The 22,901-nt window shown below is 47.1% G+C and carries 21 protein-coding genes; 6 read left to right on the top strand and 15 right to left on the bottom strand.

Features of this window, described 5'->3' with window-relative positions; genetic code table 11:
- Nucleotides 1–48: 48 nt before the first annotated feature.
- From DIC78_RS17335 to zapA, 10 genes are all read right to left on the bottom strand, one after another.
- Nucleotides 49–1,026 carry an electron transfer flavoprotein subunit alpha/FixB family protein gene (locus DIC78_RS17335; protein ID WP_127696674.1) on the bottom strand — a complete coding sequence of 326 codons (978 nt, stop codon included), beginning with the start codon at nucleotides 1,024–1,026 and terminating at the stop codon, nucleotides 49–51.
- Between the two features lie 35 nt (nucleotides 1,027–1,061).
- Nucleotides 1,062–1,835, bottom strand: coding sequence for an electron transfer flavoprotein subunit beta (gene etfB / locus DIC78_RS17330; protein WP_106022184.1), 774 nt, complete (start codon nucleotides 1,833–1,835; stop codon nucleotides 1,062–1,064).
- Between the two features lie 14 nt (nucleotides 1,836–1,849).
- Complete coding sequence (locus DIC78_RS17325; RefSeq protein WP_103671723.1) at nucleotides 1,850–2,626, bottom strand: enoyl-CoA hydratase; 777 nt, start codon at nucleotides 2,624–2,626, stop codon at nucleotides 1,850–1,852.
- Nucleotides 2,627–2,640: 14 nt separating this feature from the next.
- Entirely contained in the window at nucleotides 2,641–3,225 is a 585-nt protein-coding gene (gene fadR / locus DIC78_RS17320) for a fatty acid metabolism transcriptional regulator FadR (protein WP_014477593.1), read from the bottom strand.
- A 117-nt stretch (nucleotides 3,226–3,342) separates the two neighbouring features.
- Nucleotides 3,343–5,025: an AMP-binding protein gene (locus DIC78_RS17315; RefSeq protein WP_127696673.1), complete on the bottom strand. Its 1,683-nt coding sequence runs from the start codon at nucleotides 5,023–5,025 to the stop codon at nucleotides 3,343–3,345.
- A gap of 187 nt (nucleotides 5,026–5,212) precedes the next feature.
- Nucleotides 5,213–5,617, bottom strand: coding sequence for a DUF350 domain-containing protein (locus tag DIC78_RS17310; protein ID WP_010335217.1), 405 nt, complete (start codon nucleotides 5,615–5,617; stop codon nucleotides 5,213–5,215).
- A gap of 14 nt (nucleotides 5,618–5,631) precedes the next feature.
- The gene (locus tag DIC78_RS17305; RefSeq protein ID WP_024122407.1) at nucleotides 5,632–7,989 is read right to left on the bottom strand and encodes an endonuclease MutS2; all 2,358 of its coding nucleotides are present in this window, start codon (nucleotides 7,987–7,989) and stop codon (nucleotides 5,632–5,634) included.
- Between the two features lie 20 nt (nucleotides 7,990–8,009).
- Nucleotides 8,010–9,722 (bottom strand): DNA polymerase/3'-5' exonuclease PolX, encoded by a 1,713-nt coding sequence (gene polX / locus DIC78_RS17300; RefSeq protein ID WP_106020221.1) that lies wholly within the window; start codon nucleotides 9,720–9,722, stop codon nucleotides 8,010–8,012.
- Between the two features lie 72 nt (nucleotides 9,723–9,794).
- Complete coding sequence (locus DIC78_RS17295) at nucleotides 9,795–10,328, bottom strand: CvpA family protein (protein WP_024122409.1); 534 nt, start codon at nucleotides 10,326–10,328, stop codon at nucleotides 9,795–9,797.
- Between the two features lie 6 nt (nucleotides 10,329–10,334).
- Complete coding sequence (gene zapA / locus DIC78_RS17290; protein ID WP_024122410.1) at nucleotides 10,335–10,592, bottom strand: cell division protein ZapA; 258 nt, start codon at nucleotides 10,590–10,592, stop codon at nucleotides 10,335–10,337.
- 133 nt (nucleotides 10,593–10,725) lie between these two features.
- Between zapA and rnhC the strand changes: the two genes are divergently transcribed.
- Nucleotides 10,726–11,667, top strand: a complete 942-nt coding sequence (gene rnhC / locus DIC78_RS17285; RefSeq protein WP_127696672.1) for a ribonuclease HIII — start codon at nucleotides 10,726–10,728, stop codon at nucleotides 11,665–11,667.
- Between the two features lie 35 nt (nucleotides 11,668–11,702).
- Here rnhC and pheT read toward each other — a convergent pair whose 3' ends face one another.
- Nucleotides 11,703–14,117, bottom strand: coding sequence for a phenylalanine--tRNA ligase subunit beta (gene pheT / locus DIC78_RS17280; protein WP_106022182.1), 2,415 nt, complete (start codon nucleotides 14,115–14,117; stop codon nucleotides 11,703–11,705).
- Nucleotides 14,118–14,132: 15 nt separating this feature from the next.
- A complete protein-coding gene (gene pheS / locus DIC78_RS17275) occupies nucleotides 14,133–15,167 on the bottom strand; it encodes a phenylalanine--tRNA ligase subunit alpha (RefSeq protein WP_059335559.1) in 1,035 nt (344 codons plus the stop codon).
- Between the two features lie 83 nt (nucleotides 15,168–15,250).
- Here pheS and DIC78_RS17270 point away from each other — a divergent pair, with 83 nt between their 5' ends.
- Nucleotides 15,251–15,499: a hypothetical protein gene (locus DIC78_RS17270; RefSeq protein WP_081638352.1), complete on the top strand. Its 249-nt coding sequence runs from the start codon at nucleotides 15,251–15,253 to the stop codon at nucleotides 15,497–15,499.
- A 24-nt stretch (nucleotides 15,500–15,523) separates the two neighbouring features.
- Here the strand turns inward: DIC78_RS17270 and DIC78_RS17265 are convergent, their stop codons facing one another.
- A complete protein-coding gene (locus tag DIC78_RS17265; RefSeq protein ID WP_103671718.1) occupies nucleotides 15,524–16,270 on the bottom strand; it encodes a TrmH family RNA methyltransferase in 747 nt (248 codons plus the stop codon).
- Between the two features lie 120 nt (nucleotides 16,271–16,390).
- Between DIC78_RS17265 and sspI the strand changes: the two genes are divergently transcribed.
- From sspI to DIC78_RS17245, 4 genes are all read left to right on the top strand, one after another.
- Nucleotides 16,391–16,606, top strand: coding sequence for a small acid-soluble spore protein SspI (sspI, locus tag DIC78_RS17260; RefSeq protein ID WP_010335228.1), 216 nt, complete (start codon nucleotides 16,391–16,393; stop codon nucleotides 16,604–16,606).
- A gap of 69 nt (nucleotides 16,607–16,675) precedes the next feature.
- Nucleotides 16,676–17,782, top strand: a complete 1,107-nt coding sequence (locus DIC78_RS17255; RefSeq protein ID WP_127696671.1) for a CdaR family transcriptional regulator — start codon at nucleotides 16,676–16,678, stop codon at nucleotides 17,780–17,782.
- A gap of 103 nt (nucleotides 17,783–17,885) precedes the next feature.
- On the top strand, nucleotides 17,886–19,298 hold the full coding sequence (glcD, locus tag DIC78_RS17250) for a glycolate oxidase subunit GlcD (protein ID WP_106022180.1): 1,413 nt from the start codon (nucleotides 17,886–17,888) through the stop codon (nucleotides 19,296–19,298).
- Complete coding sequence (locus DIC78_RS17245; protein WP_127696670.1) at nucleotides 19,295–20,629, top strand: (Fe-S)-binding protein; 1,335 nt, start codon at nucleotides 19,295–19,297, stop codon at nucleotides 20,627–20,629. Before glcD ends, DIC78_RS17245 begins: the two co-directional genes overlap by 4 nt.
- A gap of 37 nt (nucleotides 20,630–20,666) precedes the next feature.
- Here DIC78_RS17245 and DIC78_RS17240 read toward each other — a convergent pair whose 3' ends face one another.
- Nucleotides 20,667–21,050: a VOC family protein gene (locus tag DIC78_RS17240; protein ID WP_044153993.1), complete on the bottom strand. Its 384-nt coding sequence runs from the start codon at nucleotides 21,048–21,050 to the stop codon at nucleotides 20,667–20,669.
- 33 nt (nucleotides 21,051–21,083) lie between these two features.
- Nucleotides 21,084–22,880 carry a carbon starvation protein CstA gene (gene cstA, locus DIC78_RS17235; RefSeq protein ID WP_106020227.1) on the bottom strand — a complete coding sequence of 599 codons (1,797 nt, stop codon included), beginning with the start codon at nucleotides 22,878–22,880 and terminating at the stop codon, nucleotides 21,084–21,086.
- Nucleotides 22,881–22,901 lie beyond the last annotated feature (21 nt).

Raw genomic sequence — 22,901 nt, 5'->3', positions numbered from 1 at the left:
TACGTACGTATTCAAAAACCCCGAACTTTTGCAGTCCGGGGCTTCCCTTTATGAGTGAATATTCAGCTGTTTGAATTCTTCAGTCAGTAATGGGACGACTTCAAATAAATCTCCTACAATACCGTAATCAGCTATTTTAAAAATATCGGCTTCAGGATCTTTATTGATGGCGACAATTACCTTGCTGTTGGACATCCCCGCCAAATGCTGAATGGCACCGGAAATTCCGCAGGCGATATACAAATCAGGAGTGACAACTTTTCCGGTCTGTCCGATTTGAAGAGCATAGTCACAATAATCAGCGTCACACGCCCCGCGTGAAGCGCCGACTGCTGCGCCCAGCACCTCGGCAAGCTCCTGCAGCGGCTGAAAGCCTTCCTTGCTTTTTACACCGCGGCCGCCCGCAACAATGATTTTCGCTTCAGAGAGATCAACGCCGTCCGCTGTTTTTTTGACGATCTCTTGTATGACGGTACGGAGATCCGTAAGGGAAACTTCGATGCTTTCAATGCTGCCTGCCCGGCTGGCGTCTTTTTCTAACGCTTGAATGTTGTTTGGACGAACCGTCACAAGCGTCATCGGATCCGTTGAAATGACACGTTCAAATGCCTTCCCTGAGTAAATCGGTCTTGTGAAAACAACGTTCTCTCCGGTAACGCTTACATCTGTAGCGTCAGAAATCAATCCCGTTTGGAGCCGGGCTGCAAGCTTCGGCGACAGATCCTTCCCCATTGCAGTGTGTCCGCATACGACCGCATCAGGTTTCTCCTTTTCAATAATGGTTCGCATCACTTGGCTGTATCCGTCTGCCGTATATGCCTTGAGCTTTGGGTCCTCAGCTGTGAGAACTTTGTCTGCACCGTAGTGGATAAACTCCTCTGCATGCTGTGATACGTTTTCTCCTATAAGAACACCGATCACTTCTCCATCACCTGAAATGGTTCTTCCAGCGGAGATCGCTTCAAAGGTGACATTTCGCAGTTCTCCGTCACGAATTTCTCCGAGTACGATCACTTTTTTTCCCATCCTAACATCCCCCTGTTTCTTTGAATGTGCAAGCGCTAAATGACTTTCGCCTCGCTGCGGAGCAATGATACGAGCTCTTTTGCCTGTTCGGCAGGCTCACCCTGCAGAAGCTTTCCGGCTTCTTTTTTCGGAGGCAGAAAACGTTCAATTGTTTTCATTTTTGGTTCAGCATCTTCTTCATCCAAGTCCAGATCATCCAGCTCAAGCTCTTCAAGCGGTTTTTTCTTGGCTTTCATGATCCCCGGAAGCGATGGGTAGCGCGGTTCATTTAAGCCTTGCTGAGCTGTGACCAGCAAAGGAAGAGTCGTTTTGATTTTTTCAACATCCCCTTCAACGTCCCTTTCCGCTTCTGCGTCACTTCCATTGATGTCGAGTTTGGTGATCGTCGTGATGCACGGAATGTCCAAAAGCTCTGCCAGGCGAGGCGCCACTTGTCCTGAGCCTCCATCGATCGCGACATTTCCTCCGAGAATAAGGTCAAACTCCTGATCCTTCATATAGTGGTATAAAACTTGAGAAATGGAATACTGGTCGGGTTCTTCGAGATCATCTTCTATGTTGATTAAAACGGCTTGGTCACATCCCATGGCAAGCGCTGTACGCAGCTCCTTTTCCGCTTCTTCGCCGCCGACAGTAACAACGGTGATGGTGCCGCCGTGTTTTTCCTTCAGCTGAATGGCTTCTTCAATCGCATATTCATCGTACGGATTGATAATCCATTCAGCCCCGTCATCCTGAATCTCCCCTGCGTCAATGACGATTTTTTCTTCTGTGTCAAACGTCCGTTTCATCAGTACAAATAGATTCATGATCATATCCCCTTTTATTCGCCTTTGAACTGAGGCTTTCTTTTTTCGAGAAATGCCTGAATGCCTTCCTTGGCGTCCTCCGACTCAAACGCTTCTCCAAAACGCTTTGCTTCAAGCTTTAAGCTGCCTTCATAGGAATACACCTTATTTGTATAGAGAAGCTCAAGCAGAGACGCCATCGTTTGCGGGCTTTTTTCTGCAAATTTGGCGGCAAGCGTTTTCGCTTTTTCAAGCACTTCTGCTTCATCTTTTGCTCCGATTGTCACAAGTCCGAGGTCAAGCGCTTCTTTCCCCGATATCGGTTCTCCTGATCCAATGAGCTCCAATGCTTTTGCTGTACCAACGTATCGCGGGAGCCGCTGTGTACCTGCAAAACCGGGAATAATGCCGAGGTTAAGCTCAGGAAGCCCCAGTTTGGCATCTTCTGCCGTAATTCTGATATGGCAGGCCATTGCAAGCTCCAGCCCGCCGCCGAGGGCAGCTCCGTGAATCGCTGCGATAATCGGTTTTGGAAAGCTCTCCATTCTCTCCATCAGCTGCTGGCCGCGTTCAGCCAGCATTGAGGAATCCTCACTGTTTCTCAGTGATGTAAATTCTTTGATATCAGCGCCGGCGGAGAAGAACCTTCCTTCCCCGTGTATAATAATGCACCGCACGCCGGCATCTGTCTCACACTGATCAAGACAGGAGGACAGCTCTTCTAATATCCGGCTAGAAAGCGCGTTTGCCGGCGGATTGTGAATCGTCATAACTGCAACAAATTGATCAACTGCGAGTGATATTGCATTCATAGGACAGAACTCCTTTACTTATTGTGAATTCCGGATACCAGTAATTCTAAAACACTGTCTGACAAAGCAGCCAGATCATATTTTTGATCATTCATCACCCAGGTCGTCACGGTTTCGTCAATCGTTCCAAAAATCATCTGCCGGGCGAGGCGGACATCGAGGCCTTCTTTTAACTCGCCTGATTGTATTCCTTCCGTCAGAATGCCGTCTAAAATATTTAAGTAGCCCTTTAATATTTCATTAATTTTCTGCCGCAGCTCCAAATTGGATTGGCGGAGCTCAAGCTGAGTGACAATGGCGAGGTTATGGTCGCCCGCCAAAAGTGAGAAATGTTTTGAAATCACGAGCGCCAATTTCTCTTTTGCTGTTGCCTTTTCTTTTATGTCCTCTTCCATCCGCTCAATGAATTGGCCCATTTTTTCTTTAAACAGAGAAATTAAAATGTCTTCTTTATTTTTAAAATAAAGATAGATGGTGCCGTCCGCTACTCCGGCTTGTTTGGCGATTTTAGATACCTGTGACTGGTGGTAGCCGTTTTCCGCAATGACTTCAACTGCTGCATCAATAATCTGCATATACTTTGGCCGTTTTTGCTTCAATTTTCATCGTTCCTCCCTATAGAAATGAATGACTATTCATTCATAATTTTATGATAAGAAGGATTTTCCGGTTTGTCAAGTTTATTCATAAATGTTCTCTTTTTCTGGCTCTATTTGTTACTTGATATGATGATTTTCGGTTTCTTCTTCAAGTAAACGCCTTCTTAAAATTTTCCCAACCGCTGTTTTCGGAAGCTCTTTTCTGAATTCATAGGCTTTCGGCACTTTATAGGGTGCGAGACGGGCTCTGGCGAAAGCGTCCAGTTCTGCTGCGTCGGCTTGTGCGCCTTTCTTTAACACGACAAACGCTTTTACCGTTTCCCCTCTGTACGAATCAGGCACGCCTGCAACGACAATTTCCTGAATCGCTTCATGTTCGTACAGCGCTTCTTCAACTTCCCGCGGGTAAATATTATAGCCGCCTGCGATAATGATGTCCTTCTTCCGGTCGGCAATATAGAAAAATCCATCTTCATCCATATAGCCCATGTCTCCGGTAAAAAGCCACCCGTCCCTTAAGACAGCAGCCGTTTCCTCCGGCTTGTTCCAGTACCCCTTCATGACCTGCGGGCCTTTTACGACGATCTCACCGTGCTCATACGGAGCGGCAAAATGGCCAGTCTCTTCAGAGTAAATGGCTGCGTCTGTATTAGGCCAGGGACAGCCGATACTGCCGGGTTTGTTTTTTCCCCAAATAAAATTAGCGTGTGTCACCGGAGATGCCTCGGATAAACCATATCCCTCCACAAGCTTTCCGCCAGTCAGCTTTTCAAATTGCTGCTTCACCTCGACAGGAAGAGCGGCTGAGCCGCTGAGGCAGCTTTTAATGGATGACAGATCGTATTGCTGTAATTGGGGATGATGCAAGAGGCCAATGTAAATCGTCGGCGCGCCGGGAAACAGTGTCGGTTTTTGTTTATCGATGATTTTGAGCGTTTGCAGCGGATCGAACTTGGGAAGCAGGATCATTTCAAATCCTAGTTTAATCGTATAATTCATCACTGCCGTCAGCCCATAGACGTGAAAAAATGGGACAATGCCAAGCACTTTTTCATCGCCTTCCTTTACGTTGTACATCCAAGCCGCACACATTTCGGTATTGGCTAAAATATTTCTGTGCGTGAGCATGACTCCTTTGGGCGCTCCCGTCGTACCCCCAGTGTATTGCAGAACGGCAATATCATGTTCAGGGTCAATGTCCGGAATTGTGATCAGCTCTGTTTTTTCCCGCTTCATGCTTGAAACAAAGGTATGAATATTGTCGTTTTCATCATAATCAATGTGCACTTTTTGTTTTTGCGTAAGCGGATAGAGAATATTTTTTGGAAATGGCAAATAGTCTTTTATACTCGTTACCAATATCTGATCCACGATTGATAACGTTTTCATTTTTATTGCCTTCGGGAAAAGCAAATCCAAGGTGATGATCACACTGGCCTCTGCGTCTCTCAGCTGATATTCGAGCTCATGCTCGGTGTAGAGCGGGTTTGTCTGCACCACGATACCGCCGGCAAACAGCACCCCATAATAGGAAATGATGGATTGCGGACAGTTGGGCAGCATGACAGCCACTCTGTCTCCTTTTTGCAGGCCATGTTGCTGCAGAAAAGCTGCGAGTTTAAGAGCATCTGTCAAAATGTCATGAAAGGTGAGTTTCTTTCCGAAAAAAGATACGGCTGTATTGTCAGGGAATCTTGCGGCGGAGTCTGTCAGGATGGATTGCAGGGTTTGGTTCGGCAACGGAAGCTCATGCGGGATTTCGTCGGGATACTCAGCAAGCCACGGCTTTTGAGACTGCATAAAACCTCCCCTTTCGATTTTAGAGTTCACCCTATTATTATAGCAGATGGACGGCAAAAAAAAGAAAAAGAAAGGAAAATCTTTCTTTTTCTCATCTTACGAACAGATAAATAAGACCAATCAACAAAAAGATTCCCGCCGCGGCGAGCAGTATTTTTGCAAGCTTTTCCATCTATTCTCCGTCCCCTTATATTCCGGCTGCCACAACAAATGAGAGCCCGACAGAAATGACAAATGAAATAAAGCCGACAGCCCGGTTATCATTTTCAATTTCTTGATCAATTTTAAACCGCGGTGTCAAAAACTCAAAAATGAAGTAGCTGATCAAAAGCATAACAAACCCGTACACACCCCAGCCGATCATTTGCAGCAGAGAATTGTGCTGAGAGATGGAGTGCTGGAACACATTTGCTATCCCTAAAATTTTCCCGCCTGTTGCCATTGCCACAGCGAGATTTCCATTTTGAATCTCTTCCCAGTTTTTATAAGCTGTCACCAGCTCAAACACAGTCAAAAAGAGGACGAGGCAGAGAACCGCGACACTGTAATACGCCGCGATTTCCACAAGCTCGTTTTCCCAAAAATCACTCATGGCCATACTCCCTTTTATTTTAGTTCAACAATTGTAACGCCTGATCCTCCCTCACCAGCTTCACCGAAACGGGAGTTTTTAACGCTGCGGTGATTTTTCAGGAGATCCTGCACGCCTTTTCTTAAAGCGCCGGTACCTTTGCCGTGGATAATGGACACTCTTGGATATCCCGCTAACACCGCGTCATCCAAGTATTTTTCAACACGGCTGAGGGCATTTTCATAGCGCTCGCCGCGAAGATCAAGTTCAAGCGATACGTGGTAATCTTTGCCCTTAACCGCCGTAATGAGTTTTTCTTTTTTTGGTTCCGGAGCCGATTTGATAAATTCCAAGTCTTTTTCTTTCACTTTCATTTTTAAAATGCCGATTTGAACATTCCATTCATTGCCGCCGGTTTTTTCAAGCAATGTTCCTTTCTGCCCGAAAGTAAGGACTTTTACTTCATCCCCCGGCTTCAAGACGCGTTTTTGCGTTTTCGGTTTTTCCGGTTTTTTGGACTTTTCAAAGGTCGGCATAGCGCCTTCTAACCGTTTCTTCGCGTTAATCAGCTCGTGATCCTTGAAGGACTTGTGTTCTTCTTTAATCGAGCGTAATTCGTGAATGATGTCTTCAGCTTCTTTTGTGGCCGCTTTAACTTTTTCAGCCGCCTGCTGTTCGGCCTCTTCCATCAATTTGTCTTTTTTGCTGTTGAGTTCGATGATTTGCTGCTGCAGCTCTTTATGCAGCTTTTCGGCTTCTTTTCTGAACGCCTCTGTTTCCGAAAGCTCTTCTTCCGCCCGTTTTTTGCTTCGTTCAAGAGACGCAATCATCGTATCGACCTCATTATGCTCGGCCGTCATTTCTGATTTCGCCTGCCCGATAATATGGTCCGGAAGCCCGAGCCGTTTAGAAATTTCAAAGGCGTTGCTTCGTCCCGGCACACCGATTAAGAGCTTATAGGTTGGTGAAAGGGTCTCAATGTCAAATTCGACACTGGCGTTCATGACGCCTTCTCTGTTATAGCCATACGCCTTTAACTCAGGATAATGCGTCGTCGCTAATACTCTGGCATTGGTGCGGTGGACTTCATCCAAGATGCTCATGGCGAGTGCCGCGCCTTCTTGCGGGTCTGTACCCGCTCCCAGTTCATCAAAGAGCACAAGGCTGTTTTCGTTGACTTGTCTTAAAATGCCGACAATGTTCACCATATGGGAAGAAAATGTACTTAAGCTTTGCTCGATCGACTGTTCATCGCCGATATCAGCGAACACATGCTCAAATACAGCGGCTTCCGATCCTTCATCTGCCGGAATATGAAGACCCGATTGCGCCATTAAGGTCAACAGCCCCAGTGTTTTTAAAGTAACTGTTTTCCCCCCGGTATTCGGTCCTGTAATCACGATGGTTGAAAAATCGCCGCCCAGCTCGATGTCATTGGCGACCACCTGATCAGGCGGAAGCAATGGATGGCGCGCTTTTTTCAGACGGACAAATCCGCTGTCATTCATGGTCGGTTTTGTAGCTTTGACCGCTTTTGCGTATTTCGCTTTTGCAAAAATGAAGTCAAGCGTCTGCAGGACTTGCAAATCTTGAAAAAGCTCCTCTGTGTGCTCCGCCGTATGCTCTGTCAGCACGCGTAAAATCCGTTCAATTTCTTGCTTTTCTTTCACTTTCGCCTGCTGAAGCGAGTTGTTCATATCTACAATCGCCTGCGGTTCAATGAACAGAGTCGCGCCAGAAGAAGAGGTGTCATGCACAATGCCTCCGTAGCTTGATCTGTACTCTTGTTTGACCGGGATAACAAAGCGGTCATTTCGGATTGTAACAATCGTATCAGACAGCATTTTCGAAGCAGAGGAGGAACGCAGAATGGACTCTAACCGGTCTCTGATTCTCGATTCGAGCGTTCTGAGCTGCGTGCGGATTCCTCTTAACGTTTCTGACGCGTGATCTAGCACTTCGCCGTGATCATCTATGCAGGAATTAATTTCTCGTTCTATATCGGGCAGTGTAATGAGCTGTTCAGTATATTGCTGCATCAGCGGAATGTCGACTCCGTCTTCAGCCATTTGTCCGAGAAAGTGTTTCATTTGTTTGACTGCGTAAAGCAGTCCTGATATTTCAGTGAATTCCGAGGGACTGAGAACGCTGCCGATTTCCGCCCGTCTTAATGCCCCTCTGATATCGGTAAGGCCGCCAAACGGTGCCTGGCCTCGCAGCCGGATGATCGCAGAGGCTTCATCTACCTCATCCAGCTGTTTTTTGATTTCGTCAATCGAAGCAGAAGGCTTTAGCTGGAGAAGCATTTCTTTTCCGAGCGATGAAGCGGCGTGCTCGATTACCTGTTCTTTCACTTTATGGAATTCAAGAGATGATAATACTTTTTGCTGCACGGTTGTGTGAGCCTCCTTACTTAATCGTTGCGCTTCAGGAATGCCTGTACATCTTCAAGCGACCGGGCATTCAGGACGTTTTTACTTTCCGTCCAGCCTTTGCGCGCGGCAGTAACGCCGGTTTTCATATCGTTTAACATCTCGATGTTATGGGCATCGGTATTAATGACCAATGTAACTCCTTGTTCATTTGCTTTTATTAAATGCTCTGTCCGCAGGTCGAGACGCGCAGGGTTAGAGTTGAGTTCAAGCGCCGTATTTGTTTTCTTCGCGAGCTCAATCAGTTTGTCGATATCGATTTCGTAACCGGCACGTCTGCCGATGAGGCGTCCGGTCGGATGTGCGATAATGTCAACATGCTTGTTGGTCAGTGCCGTCTCAAGCCGCTTCATAATGACGTGCTCCGGCTGATTAAAGCTTGAATGGATGGATGCAATGACAAGATCCATTTCCGCCAGCACATCGTCATCATAATCAAGTGTGCCGTCAGGAAGAATATCCATCTCAACGCCTTTAAAAATGCGGAAGTTCTCAAACTCAGCATTCAGCGCGTCAATTTCTTTCGCCTGCTGCTTGAGCCTTTCAGCAGTCAGCCCGTTGGCGACCTTTAAATATTGCGAGTGATCAGTGATAGCCATGTACTGATAGCCTTTTTTCATGCATGCTTCAGCCATTTCCCTAATCGAAAAGGCGCCATCGCTCCATGTGGAGTGCATGTGGAGATCGCCTTTGATTTGATCGTGCTCTATGAGTTCAATGCTGTCGTTGTAGGTTTCCACCTCTTGCCCGCTTTCACGGAGTTCCGGCGGGATCAGCGGCAAGCCGAAGTGTGCGTAAAATTCCCGTTCACTCGGGAAGGTTTTGATTTCTCCTGTTTCAACCGTCTCGACGCCGTACTCACTGATCCGTTCACCGCGTTCTTTTGCAATTTGCCGCATTTTGATATTGTGGTCCTTCGATCCCGTAAAATGATGAAGAGTTGTCGGGAATTGTTCTTCCGTCACGAGACGGAAATCGACACTTGTTTCATATTCAAAAGAAAGAATGACCGATACCTTCGTGTCCCCGCTGGCAATGACGCTTTTGATGTTTGGCAGCGCAAGCAGCTGCTCTCTTACTTCAGCGGGATGATCCGTCGCAATAATATAATCCAGATCTTTGACGGTTTCGCGTGCTCTGCGGAGACTTCCGGCACGGGAATATTTGATGATGTCTGTCAATTGAGAAAGATGCTCTTCAATTTCCCGCGCGACCCGGAGCGCATAGCCGATCGGAAAACGTTCAGGCTGTTTTCCGGCTTCTCCGAGCGCCTGTAATATTTTTTCTTCGGATTTCTTGCCGAATCCCGCAAGCCCTTGGACTTTCTGCTGTTCGCAGGCTTCCTTCAATGATTCTGCATCATGTACGCCAAGCTCTTTATACAGCTTTGCGATTTTTTTGCCGCCGAGCCCCGGGAGCTTCAATAAAGGCACCAGCCCTTCCGGCACCTCCTGCTGCAGTGATTCGAGCGTACTTGACTTTCCTTCATCTATATATTCTTTTATGACGCTGTACGTGCCTTTTCCGATACCGGACAGTGACATCATGTCGTCCATTTCTGATAAACTGCGGTCGTCCTGTTCCAAGGCTGCCGCTGCTTTTCGGAATGCGGAAACTTTAAACGGGTTGTCCCCTTTCAGTTCCATGTAGACTGCAATGGTTTCCAGCAGCCGGATAATATCTTTTTTATGCATAGAATAACCCCCAGACGTTCACATATGTTTCCATCATACTTGAAAAAAACTTCTCCGGACAAGAGAAGTTTTTTATCCTCCGTATTGCGTCCAAAGCTCCTGTAAAAGCCCTGACAAATACGGTGTATGGTTGATCATGACATTTGCGAGAGACGATTGCCCCATCATTTGCTGTAAGCCGTCTATCGGAAGTACGGAAGCAACATACAGCAGCACAAATGTAAATAAATAGACTTCCAGAAAACCCAGAACGGCACCGAGCATTTGGTTGATTTGTTTAATCACAGGAATGCCCGCTACAATACTTAGGAATGAGCCGATGATTCTCAGTAAGATTTTAGCGATAATAAATAGAACGACAAACGCAATCGCATTATAGTAGGCTGCTTCCAGATTTCCCGAGAAAAAAGAAAACGCCGGCTGTCCCGCTGAAAAATCGGGTGCGGGAATCCACTTCAAATGCGGTGCGACATTTTTATAGAATAAAGACGCAAACGCGATCGAAAGAATAAAGCTCGTCAAGCGGATAAACTGGAGGATAAAACCGCGTTTTAATCCCAGTAAAGTCCCCATCAGGAGCAAGATTAAGATGATGATATCTAGCATAGTTGTTCAATCCTTTTCTTTAAGCTGACGCTCCAGTTTTTCATATTGCTCTTTTAATTTCACATAGTCATGCACCACATTTACCGCTGTCAGCACTGCAAGTTTATTTATATCAAGATATGGATTTTTTTGATTAATTTCTCTCATTTTATCATCAACAATTCCGGCCACATATCTCATATGGGCTCTGCTTTCTTCACCGATCATAGTGAAGTGCTGGCCGTAAATGTCAACGGTTGTTTTCGTTTTTTTGCCGTCAGACAACGTTTCTCCTCCATTCCGTGAGAATCCTAGTTCCTATCATAACACGTTTATTAAATGAATGGAAAGACGAGCCTCCCGCTGTTATGATACACTGGTAGATACAGTGAATCGTGTAAAAAAAGGAGATTATTACGTGTCCCATTCTGTGATAAAAGTACCAATGTCTGCTATTGACCAAATGAAAACAGCGTATAACAGTTCACTTACTGCATCTGTGCCGCAGGGTGCCATTTTCCAGGCAAAACCGGCAGGCTGTACCATTACAGCTTATAAGTCAGGGAAGGTATTGTTTCAGGGCAAAAACGCAGAGGCAGAATCTGCCCGCTGGGGAACTGCTGAGCCGCAGGAAAAGAAAAAAACGGCAAAAAAGCCGGCTGATTCACGCTACGCCCCTCCAACACACATCGCAGGCATGTCTGTCATCGGCTCTGATGAGGTTGGAACCGGAGATTACTTTGGCCCAATGACGGTTGTCTGCGCATACGTTGACAAAACAAAGCTTTCTTTAATGAAGGAACTCGGTGTGAAGGATTCTAAACACCTAAAGGACCCGCAAATCATTGAGATCGCCCGAAGCCTGATCAAAACCATTCCGTACAGCCTGCTCGTTTTAAAAAACGAAAAGTACAACAGCATGCAGGAACGAGGCATGAGTCAGGGAAAAATGAAAGCTCTCTTGCATAATCAGGCCATAACCCATCTTTTGCGAAAAATGGACGGAGTAAAACCTGAGGCGATTCTGATCGACCAATTCGCCGAGCCCGGCGTCTACTACAACCATTTAAAGGGAAGAGACATTGTACAGGAGCGCACCTATTTCAGCACAAAAGCCGAAGGCATTCACCTGTCAGTGGCTGCTGCATCGATTATTGCGAGATATTCCTTTTTAATGGAAATGGATAAGCTTTCGCGCGAGGCGGGAATGACACTGCCGAAAGGGGCCGGCCCTCATGTAGATGAAGCGGCCGCCAAACTGATTCTCAAAAAAGGGTTATCCGCTCTCCGAACCTTTACAAAACTCCATTTTGCCAATACGCAGAAAGCGCAGCGCCTGGCGGATAAAAAACGTTCATAGAAAAAGCTTGCAGATGTTCTCTGCAAGCTTTTTTATTAGCCTCTCAATACGGCCTGATAAGTGTTTTCCAACGCTTTCAGGACTTTGTCGTGCGCTTTTGTCACTTCTTCTTCAGTCAGCGTTTGCTCCGGATTTACATATTGGAGTGAAAAAGCGACTGACTTTTTGCCTTCCTCCATATGTTCGCCTTCGTAGACGTCAAAGACGGTTACTTCTTTCAGAAGCTTGCCGCCCGCCTCTTTAATGACGCTCTCGAGCTGGCCGCTTGTCACTGATTTATCTGTCACAAGCGCGATATCACGTGTCACAGACGGATATTTCGGAATCGCCGTGTACACGAGCGGCGCCGTGTCTGCTGTAAGCAGCGTGTGAAGATCAAGTTCGAACACGTACGTTTCTTTAATATCCAGTTCTTTTTCCAGTGAAGGATGGACTTGGCCAATAAAGCCGATAAGAGAGCCGTTTAAAAGAATGTTCGCAGTTCTGCCCGGGTGCAGCTGTTTTCTTTCTGATTGCACAAATTCAATGCTGCCCAGGACGTTCAGTTTATCTAACAGCCCTTCAACAATTCCTTTTGCGACAAAGAAATCGACCGGTTTTTTCTCGCCCTGCCACAGATGCTTGCGCCATAAACCGGTTACCGCTCCTGCCACGCGCTCCGTTTCAACAGGTTTTGTATCCTCTTCCTTCGTCAGGAAAACGGAACCGACTTCGTACAATGCAACCGAATCAGTTTGTCTTGCCAGGTTGTAAGAAACGGATTCAAGCAGATTCGGAACAAGGCTGTGTCTGAGAATGCTTCTTTCTTCACTCATCGGAAGCGCAAGGACAGTGTTAAATGATTTTTCAATCGCAAAAGCCGCCGCTTTTTTCTCGTTTGTTAATGAGTAGGTAATCGCTTGTGACAAGCCGGCTCCTTCAAGGAAACGTCTGACTTTACGGCGTTTTGCCTGGTAAGGCGTCAATCCGCCTGTTGTTCCCGCTGTTTCAGGAAGTGTGGACGGAATGTTGTCGTAGCCGTACAATCTTGCCGCTTCTTCAATCAAATCCTCTTCGATGCGAATGTCACCGCGGCGTGACGGAACAGTCACAACGAGTAAGTCATTTGCTTCTCCGACAGTAAAGCCAAGACGCTTATAAATGCTGATCAGTTCTTCTTTGCTGATCGTCATGCCGAGAACGCTGTTCACCTTGTCAGCCGATACATGAACGTTATTCGCTTCGATTGTGAGATGGTCTTCTTCAACAGTTCCGGCAAGCACTTCACCGCCGGCATACAGGTGGATCAGCTGTGCCGCTCGTTCTGCCGCAAGACGAACACGCGCAGGATCAATGCCTTTTTCGAATCTTGCACTCGATTCACTTCTCAAACCAAGATCTTTTGAAGCCTTGCGAACCGTCTGCCCGTTGAAGAACGCAGCTTCAAGCAAAATCGTTGTTGTGTCTTCCCGAACTTCTGATTCTGCTCCTCCCATAACACCAGCAACGGCTTGTGCTTTCGACCCGTTTGTAATGACAAGGTGATCAGCAGACAGTTTTCGTTCCTGATCGTCGAGTGTTAAGATTGTTTCATTTTCAACAGCTTTTCTGACTACGACTTCCTTAGAGCCAAATCTGTCATAATCAAACGCGTGAAGCGGCTGTCCGTACTCCAATAAAACAAAGTTTGTGATATCCACGACGTTGTTATGCGGTCGAATGCCTGCATTCATCAGTTTCGTCTGCATCCAAAGCGGTGACGGAGCAATTTTTACGTTTTTAATGATTTTTGCTGCATACAGCGGATTTGCTTCCTGGTCTTCAACTTTGACAGAAATGTAGTCTGACGCTTGTTCTGAAGCGACTGGGTAATCCGTTTGCGGAAGCTTTACCTCTGTGTCTAAAATCGCTGCAACCTCATAAGCAACACCAAGCATGTTCATCGCATCGGCGCGGTTCGGTGTTAAACCGAGCTCTAAGACAGCATCGTCAAGCTGTAAAGCAGCTAACGCATCACTTCCTGCTTCAACATCATTTGGGAAAACGAAAATGCCTTCCGCATATTCCTTCGCCACAAGCTTGCTCTCAATACCGAGCTCTTGTAAAGAACAAATCATGCCGTTTGATTCTTCACCGCGAAGCTTGGCTTTTTTGATTTTGAAATTGCCCGGCAGCACCGCTCCGACTGTAGCGACTGCAACTTTTTGCCCTTTATCCACGTTTGGCGCGCCGCAAATGATTTGGACGGGTGCCTCAGCTCCGATATCTACAAGGCACTTATTCAGCTTATCGGCGTTTGGATGCTGTTCGCGCTCCAGCACATGGCCGATGACAACGCCTTTAATGCCTTCTCCTTTATACTCAATTCCTTCAACTTCAATACCGGCTCTTGTTATTTTCTCAGCAAGAACAGCCGGATCCATGCCTTTTAAATCAACATAATCCTCTAACCATTTATAAGAAACAAACATTCTAGCATCCTCCTCTTACGCCTGTTTAAACTGCGAAATAAATCTGACATCGTTTGTATAGAAGTGGCGGATATCATCGATGCCGTATTTCAGCATCGCGATGCGCTCAACACCCATTCCGAACGCAAAGCCCTGATATTCCTTCGGATCAAAACCGGCCATTTCCAGCACATTCGGGTGAACCATGCCGGCGCCGAGGATTTCAATCCAGCCTGTTCCTTTACATACAGAGCAGCCGTTTCCTCCGCACTTAAAGCACGTTACGTCTACTTCTACTGAAGGCTCGGTAAACGGGAAGAAGCTTGGGCGAAGTCTGATTTCACGGTCTTGCCCGAACATTTTTTTCGCAACCAGTTCAAGGGTTCCTTTTAAATCACTCATGCTGATGTTTTTATCAACAACAAGCCCTTCAATCTGCATAAATTGGTGAGAGTGCGTCGCGTCATCATTATCGCGGCGGTATACTTTTCCGGGACAAATGATTTTAACAGGCCCTTTGCCTTTGTGCTTTTCCATCGTCCGCGTCTGAACAGGAGAGGTTTGCGTTCTCATCAGCATTTCCTCTGTGATGTAAAAGCTGTCCTGCATATCGCGGGCAGGGTGTTCTTTCGGCAGGTTGAGCGCTTCGAAGTTGTAGTAGTCCGTCTCGACCTCAGGGCCTTCTTCAACGGTATAGCCCATGCCGATAAATAGATCTTCAATTTCTTCAATGACAACAGTGAGCGGATGGCGTCCGCCGATTGCGACAGGATTACCCGGGAGTGTGACGTCAATTGTCTGTCCCGCAAGCTTCTGTTTCATTTCTTCTTCCTCAAGCTTTTCGTTTTTAGCTGCAATCGCATTGGCGATTCGTTCTCTTACCTCATTGGCAAGAGCGCCCATTTTCGGACGCTCCTCCGCAGAAAGCTTGCCCATTCCGCGCAGCACTTCTGTGATCGGCCCTTTTTTTCCGAGATATTGAACCCGAATATCATTGACAACCTTCAATGAGCTTGCCGCTTCTACTTGATCTAAAGCTTCTTGTTCCAGCTGTTTTAGCTTTTCTTCCATTTTGCATCCTCCTTTTATGTAAACAAACCGTTATATGTCTTTGGAAAACAAAAAAACCCGCCCCTTATAGGACAAGGGACGAGTTGTGGCCGCGGTACCACCCTTATTTCAGACAGACTGATGCTGTCGTCAGCTTCATTGACATAACGGAATCAGATTCCGGTTCACCTTTACGCGCAAGGTGCGCGGTCCCGGTGACAACTCGAGAGGTGAAACCAATTTCCGGCTGCTTTAAAAATGCTCTCAGTCTGCGGCATTTTCTCCCTGGAAGGCAGTTGATCAGAAATCGAGATCCTCTGTCACGGTTTTTCAAATATTATGTTCTATTATAGTGAAATACTCCGCTCGGCGCAACACTATCCTCGCAAGTGGTACACCAGAATAGCCGCCGCAATAGCAACGTTCAGTGATTCAGCCTGCCCGTACAGCGGGACGTACAGGTTTAAATCTGTTTTTTCCAGCAATCCGGCATCCACCCCTGCCCCTTCATTGCCGACGATTAAAGCAAATGAACCGGATGGTGAAATGTCCTGGTAAGGCGCCCCGTTTTGCAGTGCTGTGCCGTACACTTTTACGCCCTCTGCTTTTAATTCATCCACGTATGATTGTAAATTTCTTCTCACAACAGGAATGTGAAAATGGGAGCCTTGCGCGGATCGCAGCGTTTTTCCGTTAAACGCATCCGCCGTGCCGTCACCGAGCACAACCGCATCCAAACCGGCTGCGTCCGCCGTGCGAATCATCGTGCCGAGATTCCCCGGATCTTGAACAGCGTCAATCAGCAGCACACGTTTAGGCGGCGCGAGATGTTCTTCCGGCATATGGCAAACAGCGGCGATCCGCTGCGGTGTTTCCGTTTCTGTAACAGCTGAAAACGCGTCTTCGCTAAGCACGTAGCACTGGATGCCCATATCAAGATTCGGCGGGATGTCCGCTTCATCCTTGACAAGAATTTCTTTCACCGCGCCCGGGCTCTTCAAGGCTTCTTCAACAAGATGTTCTCCTTCAATCAAATAGGTATTCGTTTTTGTTCGTTCTTTTTTTGTGTGAAGTTTTTTCCAATCCTTCACTTTTTGGTTTTTTGCCGATTCTATTTGTTTCACTGTCTGTGTGGCTCTCCTTTTTTTAACATGATGTTATTATATCGCAAGAACAGCACATAATAAACCGGGTGCAGGGTTAGAATATACGTATTACATTTTTAGAAAAAAGGAGCGCTTCATATGGATCTTAATTTACGTCATGCCGTCATTGCCAATGTAACCGGCAATGATCAGGAGCAGCTTGAACACACAATTGTGGACGCGATTCAAAGCGGTGAAGAAAAAATGCTTCCGGGACTCGGCGTTTTGTTTGAAGTCATTTGGCAGCACGCATCTGAGAGTGAGAAACAAGAAATGTTAAAGACGCTGGAAGGCGGATTAAAACCTGCCCAATAGCACATCAAAACCGGGTGACAGCGCCCGGTTTTTTTCTTATATAATAAAAACATGAGGGGGATCGCCGCCATGTTTTTACAACCGCTGTTAGCGAAAAAAATCATTGCCGAAGTGAAAAAAATGTACGAACGTGAAGTCATTATTGTCAGCACAGACGGCCTCATTATCGCAAGCACAAATGATGAGCGAGTCGGGCTATTTCATGAAGGAGCGCTCATCTGCGCGAAAGAGAAACGCAATGTGATCATTACAAAAGAAGATGAAAAGAGACTCAAAGGGGTAAAGGCGGGGTTAAACCTCCCCGTATTTTCTGAGCGTGATGTCATCGCCGTGTTCGGACTGACGGGAGAACCTGCTGAGATTCAGCCGTACGGGGAGCTGCTCAGGAAAATGACAGAGCTGTTCATTAAAGAATCGTGGCATCTGGAGCAGACCCAGTGGCGCGAGAGAATGCTGGAATCCTTTATGATCGACTGGCTGCAATTAAAAGAATGGTCTCCGGGTTTTCTCGAAAAAGCGCAGCTTCTTGGCGTTGACCTTACCTCCCTCCGCCAGATGATCCTCATTCAAGGGCACGAATGGTCTCCCGGCGATATTGATCAAATGACACGCGCCTGGAAATCAGTGTTTCCATCCGATCTATTCATCAGATGGGGAAATGAACGTATTCTGATTAATCACGAAGTGCCGAAACATGAACAAAAGGAGCAGCTTTTGCGGCAAATTCAGCTTATTTGTTCATTGGCTGAACGCCTCGGAAACAGCCGTGCAGCTGCCGGCGTTGGGAGGGCTGTCAGCTGCTCCGGCCTGCCGCAGTCATACGAACAGGCAGAAAAAGCGCTAGCCGTCAGCCTTAAACGCAAAACCGCCGTATGCGAGGAAGACCTGAAGCTTGATATGTGCCTGACTGAGATCAGCCCGGGTACCCGACATGAATTTCCGCAAAGAGTGTTTCAGGAAGCGCTCCGGAACGAAGAGCTTATGAATACGATACGAACTCTCTTCCATTACGATTTGTCCCTGAAAAAAACGGCTGAAGAGATGCATATTCATATCAACACGCTCCGCTATCGCCTGTCAAAGGCTGAACAGCTGACGGGTTTAAGTTTTCAGCGTACAGAGGACATCGTCACGATGTATGTCGCGCTTTACTTTTTAGGTCAAGATACAAAATAGAGAGAGTTTCAGTTTCATTTTTTGTATGTCCCTACATGGAAAGCTTTGCTTTTTTTCTTTTACAATAGATTGAAAGCATTTTTTGATAGGGGGATGGGTGAACATGATCACCAAAGATGTAAAAGAACAGCTGATCCAAATCGTCGGACCGGAAAACTATGATGACTCGAAAGCCGGCCGTCTCGTGTATTCATATGACGCGACACCGCAATTTCAGTCTATGCCGGATGCAGTGATTGCGCCGAGAGATGCACATGAAGTATCACGTATTTTAAACATTTGCAGTGAGCACCGTGTACCGATTGTTCCGAGAGGATCGGGGACAAACCTGTGCGGGGGCACGTGCCCTACTGAAGGCGGGCTTGTTCTTCTCTTTAAGCATATGAATCAGATTCTTGAGATTGATGAAGAAAATTTGACGGCCACAGTCCAGCCTGGCGTTATTACCTTGGATATAATTCGTGCGGTTGAAAGCAAGGGGTTGTTCTATCCGCCTGATCCGAGTTCTATGAAAATATCAACCATCGGAGGAAACATCAACGAAAATTCCGGCGGTCTCCGCGGCTTAAAATACGGCGTCACCCGTGACTACGTCATCGGGCTGGAGGTTGTTTTGGCAAACGGAGATATGATCCGCACTGGGGGAAAACTTGCAAAGGATGTAGCCGGGTATGATCTCACGCGCCTTTTTGTCGGCTCAGAAGGGACACTCGGCATTGTGACAGAAGCGATTCTGAAACTCGTGCCGAAGCCAGAAACAAAGAAGACGCTGCTCGCCCTTTATGAAAATATTGATGCCGCTGCTCAAACAGTGTCAGCCATTATTGCCGAAAAAATTATACCGGCTACACTTGAATTTCTCGATCAGCCTACCCTTTTGGTGATTGAGGATTATGCCAAGATCGGCCTTCCGACAAATGCGAAAGCGGTTCTTTTGATCGAACAGGACGGGACAGCTGAGACCGTGGCTCGTGACATGGAAAAAATTGAGGCAATTTGCAAAAAAGGCGCTGCCGTCTCCGTTCAAACTGCACAAACAGATGAGGAAGCATTCGCCCTCACTGAAGCCCGGCGTTCAGCGCTTTCTGCACTTGCCCGTTTAAAGCCGACCACCATTTTGGAGGATGCGACTGTACCGCGGTCAGAAATCGCAAATATGGTAAAAGCCATTAATGACATTGCCGCGAAATACGATATTTCGATCTGCACCTTTGGCCATGCCGGGGATGGAAACCTTCATCCGACATGCACGACAGACATAAGAAATAAAGATGAAATGGAGCGAGTCGAACAGGCTTTTGCCGAGATTTTTGAAAAAGCGATTGAGCTTGGCGGCACGATTACCGGGGAGCACGGAGTCGGTGCCATGAAAGCGCCTTACTTGGAAATGAAGCTGAAAAAAGAAGGCATCGCCGCAATGAAAGCAATGAAAGCGGCATTTGATCCAAAAAATATCTTAAACCCGGGCAAAGTGTTTGCGAAAGATGCCAGAAAACGTGTGGTGACGGAAAGATGACAACAGAAAAAGAAATGAAACAGATCCAACATGAGTTTAAAGAGCGTATGGATGAGAGCGAACTTTTGAATTGTATGCGCTGCGGTTTCTGTCTGCCTTCTTGCCCAACCTATATCGAATCCGGTTTTCAGGAATCTCACTCGCCGCGCGGGCGAATCGCCTTAATGAAAGCAGTCGCCGACGGTGTGATTGAACCGGATGAAGATGTCGAGCGTTCACTGTCTCTTTGCCTCGGCTGCCGCGCGTGTGAACCGGTATGCCCATCAGGCGTTAAATACGGACAGCTGCTGGAGGAAGCAAGAGATATTATCCACCAAAATAAAAAACACTCGCTCAGCGCGCGTGTTATGAGAAAAGCGGCTTTTCAGGAGCTCTTTCCGCATCAAAACCGCATGCGTTCGGCTGTGAGTCTCATTGGGTTGTACCAGCGGTCAGGGCTGCAGACGGCTGTGCGAAAAACCGGCATGCTCCGCATTCTGCCTGAGCATTTGCGCACGATGGAAGCCGTTCTTCCGGATGTGCCTAAACGTGAAGAAATGAAGCATCGGCCGCGTTTACTGCCGGCGGTCGGCCCAGCTAAAAAAAGGGTTGCTTTTTTTTCAGGCTGTTTAATGGATACGATGTTTTTGCCGACAAACAATGCCACGCTGAAACTGCTGCAGCTGGCAGGCTGTGAAATTGTCATCCCGCCTGAGCAGGCATGCTGCGGCGCACTGCATGGACACAGCGGCGAAAAAAATGCGGGAAAAGAGCTTGCGAAACAAAACATCGCCGCGTTTGAAGCGCTAGACGTAGATGCTGTCATTACAAACGCGGGCGGATGCGGAGCCTTTCTCACTGAATACGGCCATTTGCTGAAGGATGATCCCGAGTGGTCGGAGCGGGCTGTTTCATTTGTGCAGAAGCTAAAAGATTTTTCATCGGTTTTGATTGAGCTTGATTTTCACCAAAAAGACTTGGAGCTTGAAACACCTAAGCTGATTACCTATCAAGATTCATGCCACCTGAGAAATGTAATGCATACATCTTCGGAGCCCAGAAAGCTTCTTCAAAGCATCAAGGGAGCTGAATTCAAAGAAATGGATAAAGCGGACAGCTGCTGCGGATCAGCGGGAATTTACAATATTGTTGAAGCAGACATGTCAATGAAAATACTGGACAGTAAAATGGCTGCTGTCAAAGCAACTGAAGCAGCGGTCATTGTAACCGCCAATCCAGGATGTCTTTTGCAGATGAAGCTCGGCATTGAACGAGAGGGGTTAAACGGCAGGGTCCGAGCTGTTCACCTTGCTGATTTGCTATTGGAAGCCGCCGGATCGCTAACATCATAAGAAAGCCCAAAACAATTTCTGTTTTGGGCTTTGTGCTTTATTCCATCGGACTGCAAATTTCAATATAATGTCCATCAGGATCGGCGATATAAGCGACCGTCTGTCCCCATGGCTTCACTTTAGGCTCCCCGATAATGGTTATGCCGTGTTCTCTTACTTTTTTGATGACCGCTTCTACACTTTCAGTGACAAACCCGATTTCAAATGTTTGTGAAGAAACGGGTGTTTCCGGTATATCTAACGGCGTCATTTCCTTGACACTTTCTCGTGTATTGAGCGCCAAAATGGTGGAGCCGGTATCAAACTCTACATATGTGCCGTGTTCCGCGCGGATCGGCAGCCCCAAAATATGCTGATAAAAATGAATCGAGCGCTGGCTGTCCGATACATACAGGATGATATACTTCATTGATAAATTCATTTCTTTTCCTCCTTAAGGTTTCCATTTTTCCTTTTATCCCGGTATAGAGGCTTCCATTCTTAAGCTGGGATCTCTCCACATCTGCGCCCATTTTTTCACTGCCGCCACGATAATGATGAAGCCTAACAGCAGCATGATGATAGACAAAACGCCATTCAGGACACTGTAACCCGCAGCGTCTGGATTGAGATACACATAGCGCACCATCCAATAGCCCGCGTAATTCACAGTCACATATAAATAGGCGAGCGGAATGAGGCAGGTGAGGATGTAACGGCGTTTGTCGGCGATTTTCAGCACAATGGTTGCTCCGATAATCAGACCCACTGAAGCCATCAGCTGATTGGAAACGCCAAACAGCGCCCAAATGGATCCGATATCACCTGAGTAAAGCAAATAGCCCCACATAAAGCAGGCAAGCGCACTGGCAAATACAGATCCGGGAATCCAGTCCGTTTTCTTCAGCGGCTTATACGCCTCTCCGAAGAAGTCCTGAATCAAATAGCGTGCCACACGCGTGCCGGCGTCGATCGCCGTTAAAATAAACACCGCTTCAAACATAATGACAAATTGGAAAAAGTATGAGGCCAGATGGCTGAAAAACGGAATTCCGGTAAAAATATAAGTCATTCCTACCGCAAGCGTGACGGCTCCCCCTGTTCTGCCTTCTAAGTCCAAACCGATTTCCCTGCTCAGTTCAGGCAAATGCACAACATCCATGCCGAGCGTACGGAAAACCTCAGGCGTGCTGTTGATCGCAAAGTAATCTGCAGGCTGCAAAGCAGTCGCCGCAATCAGCGCCATAATGCCGACAAGGCACTCAACAAGCATTGCACCGAAAGCAACCGGCTTCATATCACTCCATTTATTAAGCATTTTCGGCGTGGTGCCGGAACCGACAAAGGCATGGAACCCCGAGATCGCGCCGCAGGCTATCGTAATCGAGATGAATGGCCAGACAGGACCCGCAAGCACAGGCCCGCCGCCTTTTATAAACTCCGTAAAAGCCGGAAATGGAATGGACGGATTCACGACAAACACACCCGCAATTAAAGCGATAAACACACCGATTTTCATAAAACTGCTTAAATAATCGCGCGGTGCGAGCAGCAGCCAGACCGGCAGTGCCGCTGCAAAAAAAGCGTAAATCGGCAACGCGATTGCAAGCGTTTTCGTATCAAGGGTTAACAGATCACCAAATGCGGTAGTCTGCACCCAAGGGCCGATAAACACTCCGGCCATTAAAAATAGAAAACCGATAGAAGACGCCAGCTTTAAATTCCCTGTTTTCTTATAAAACAAGCCGACACCCATCGCAATCGGAATCGTAATCCCTACAGCAAATGTCCCCCACGGATTCCGTTCAAGCGCGTGCAGCACAACCATCGACAGGCCTGCCATCGTAATGGTAATAATAAACAGCATGGACAGTCCCGTACAAAAGCCGGCAACAGGACCAAGCTCATCCTTCGCCACTTCCGACAGCGACTTTCCGTTTTGACGCATTGACGCGAACAGCACAACAATATCATGGACGGCTCCCCCTATCACCGCCCCGATTAACAGCCATAATAATCCCGGCAAATAACCGAACTGCGCCGCGAGAATCGGTCCGACCAGCGGCCCGGCCGCCGCAATGGCCGCGAAATGATGACCGAATGAGACCCATTTATTCGTAGGCACATAGTCTTTTCCATCCTCAAGCGCATGTGCAGGCGTTGGCTTTTCATCATTCACTTTGAGAACCTTCACCATCATAAATGTTCCGTATAAACGATAGGCGATAGCCAATATACACATTGACGTTATCACAATTGTAACCGCATTCATTTCTCCCCAACCCCTTTGCTG

This window comes from Bacillus halotolerans (assembly GCF_004006435.1).
Lineage (GTDB): Bacteria > Bacillota > Bacilli > Bacillales > Bacillaceae > Bacillus > Bacillus halotolerans.
The sequence above is the reverse complement of the archived record's forward strand: the minus strand, read 5'-3'. Positions and strand labels throughout refer to the sequence as shown.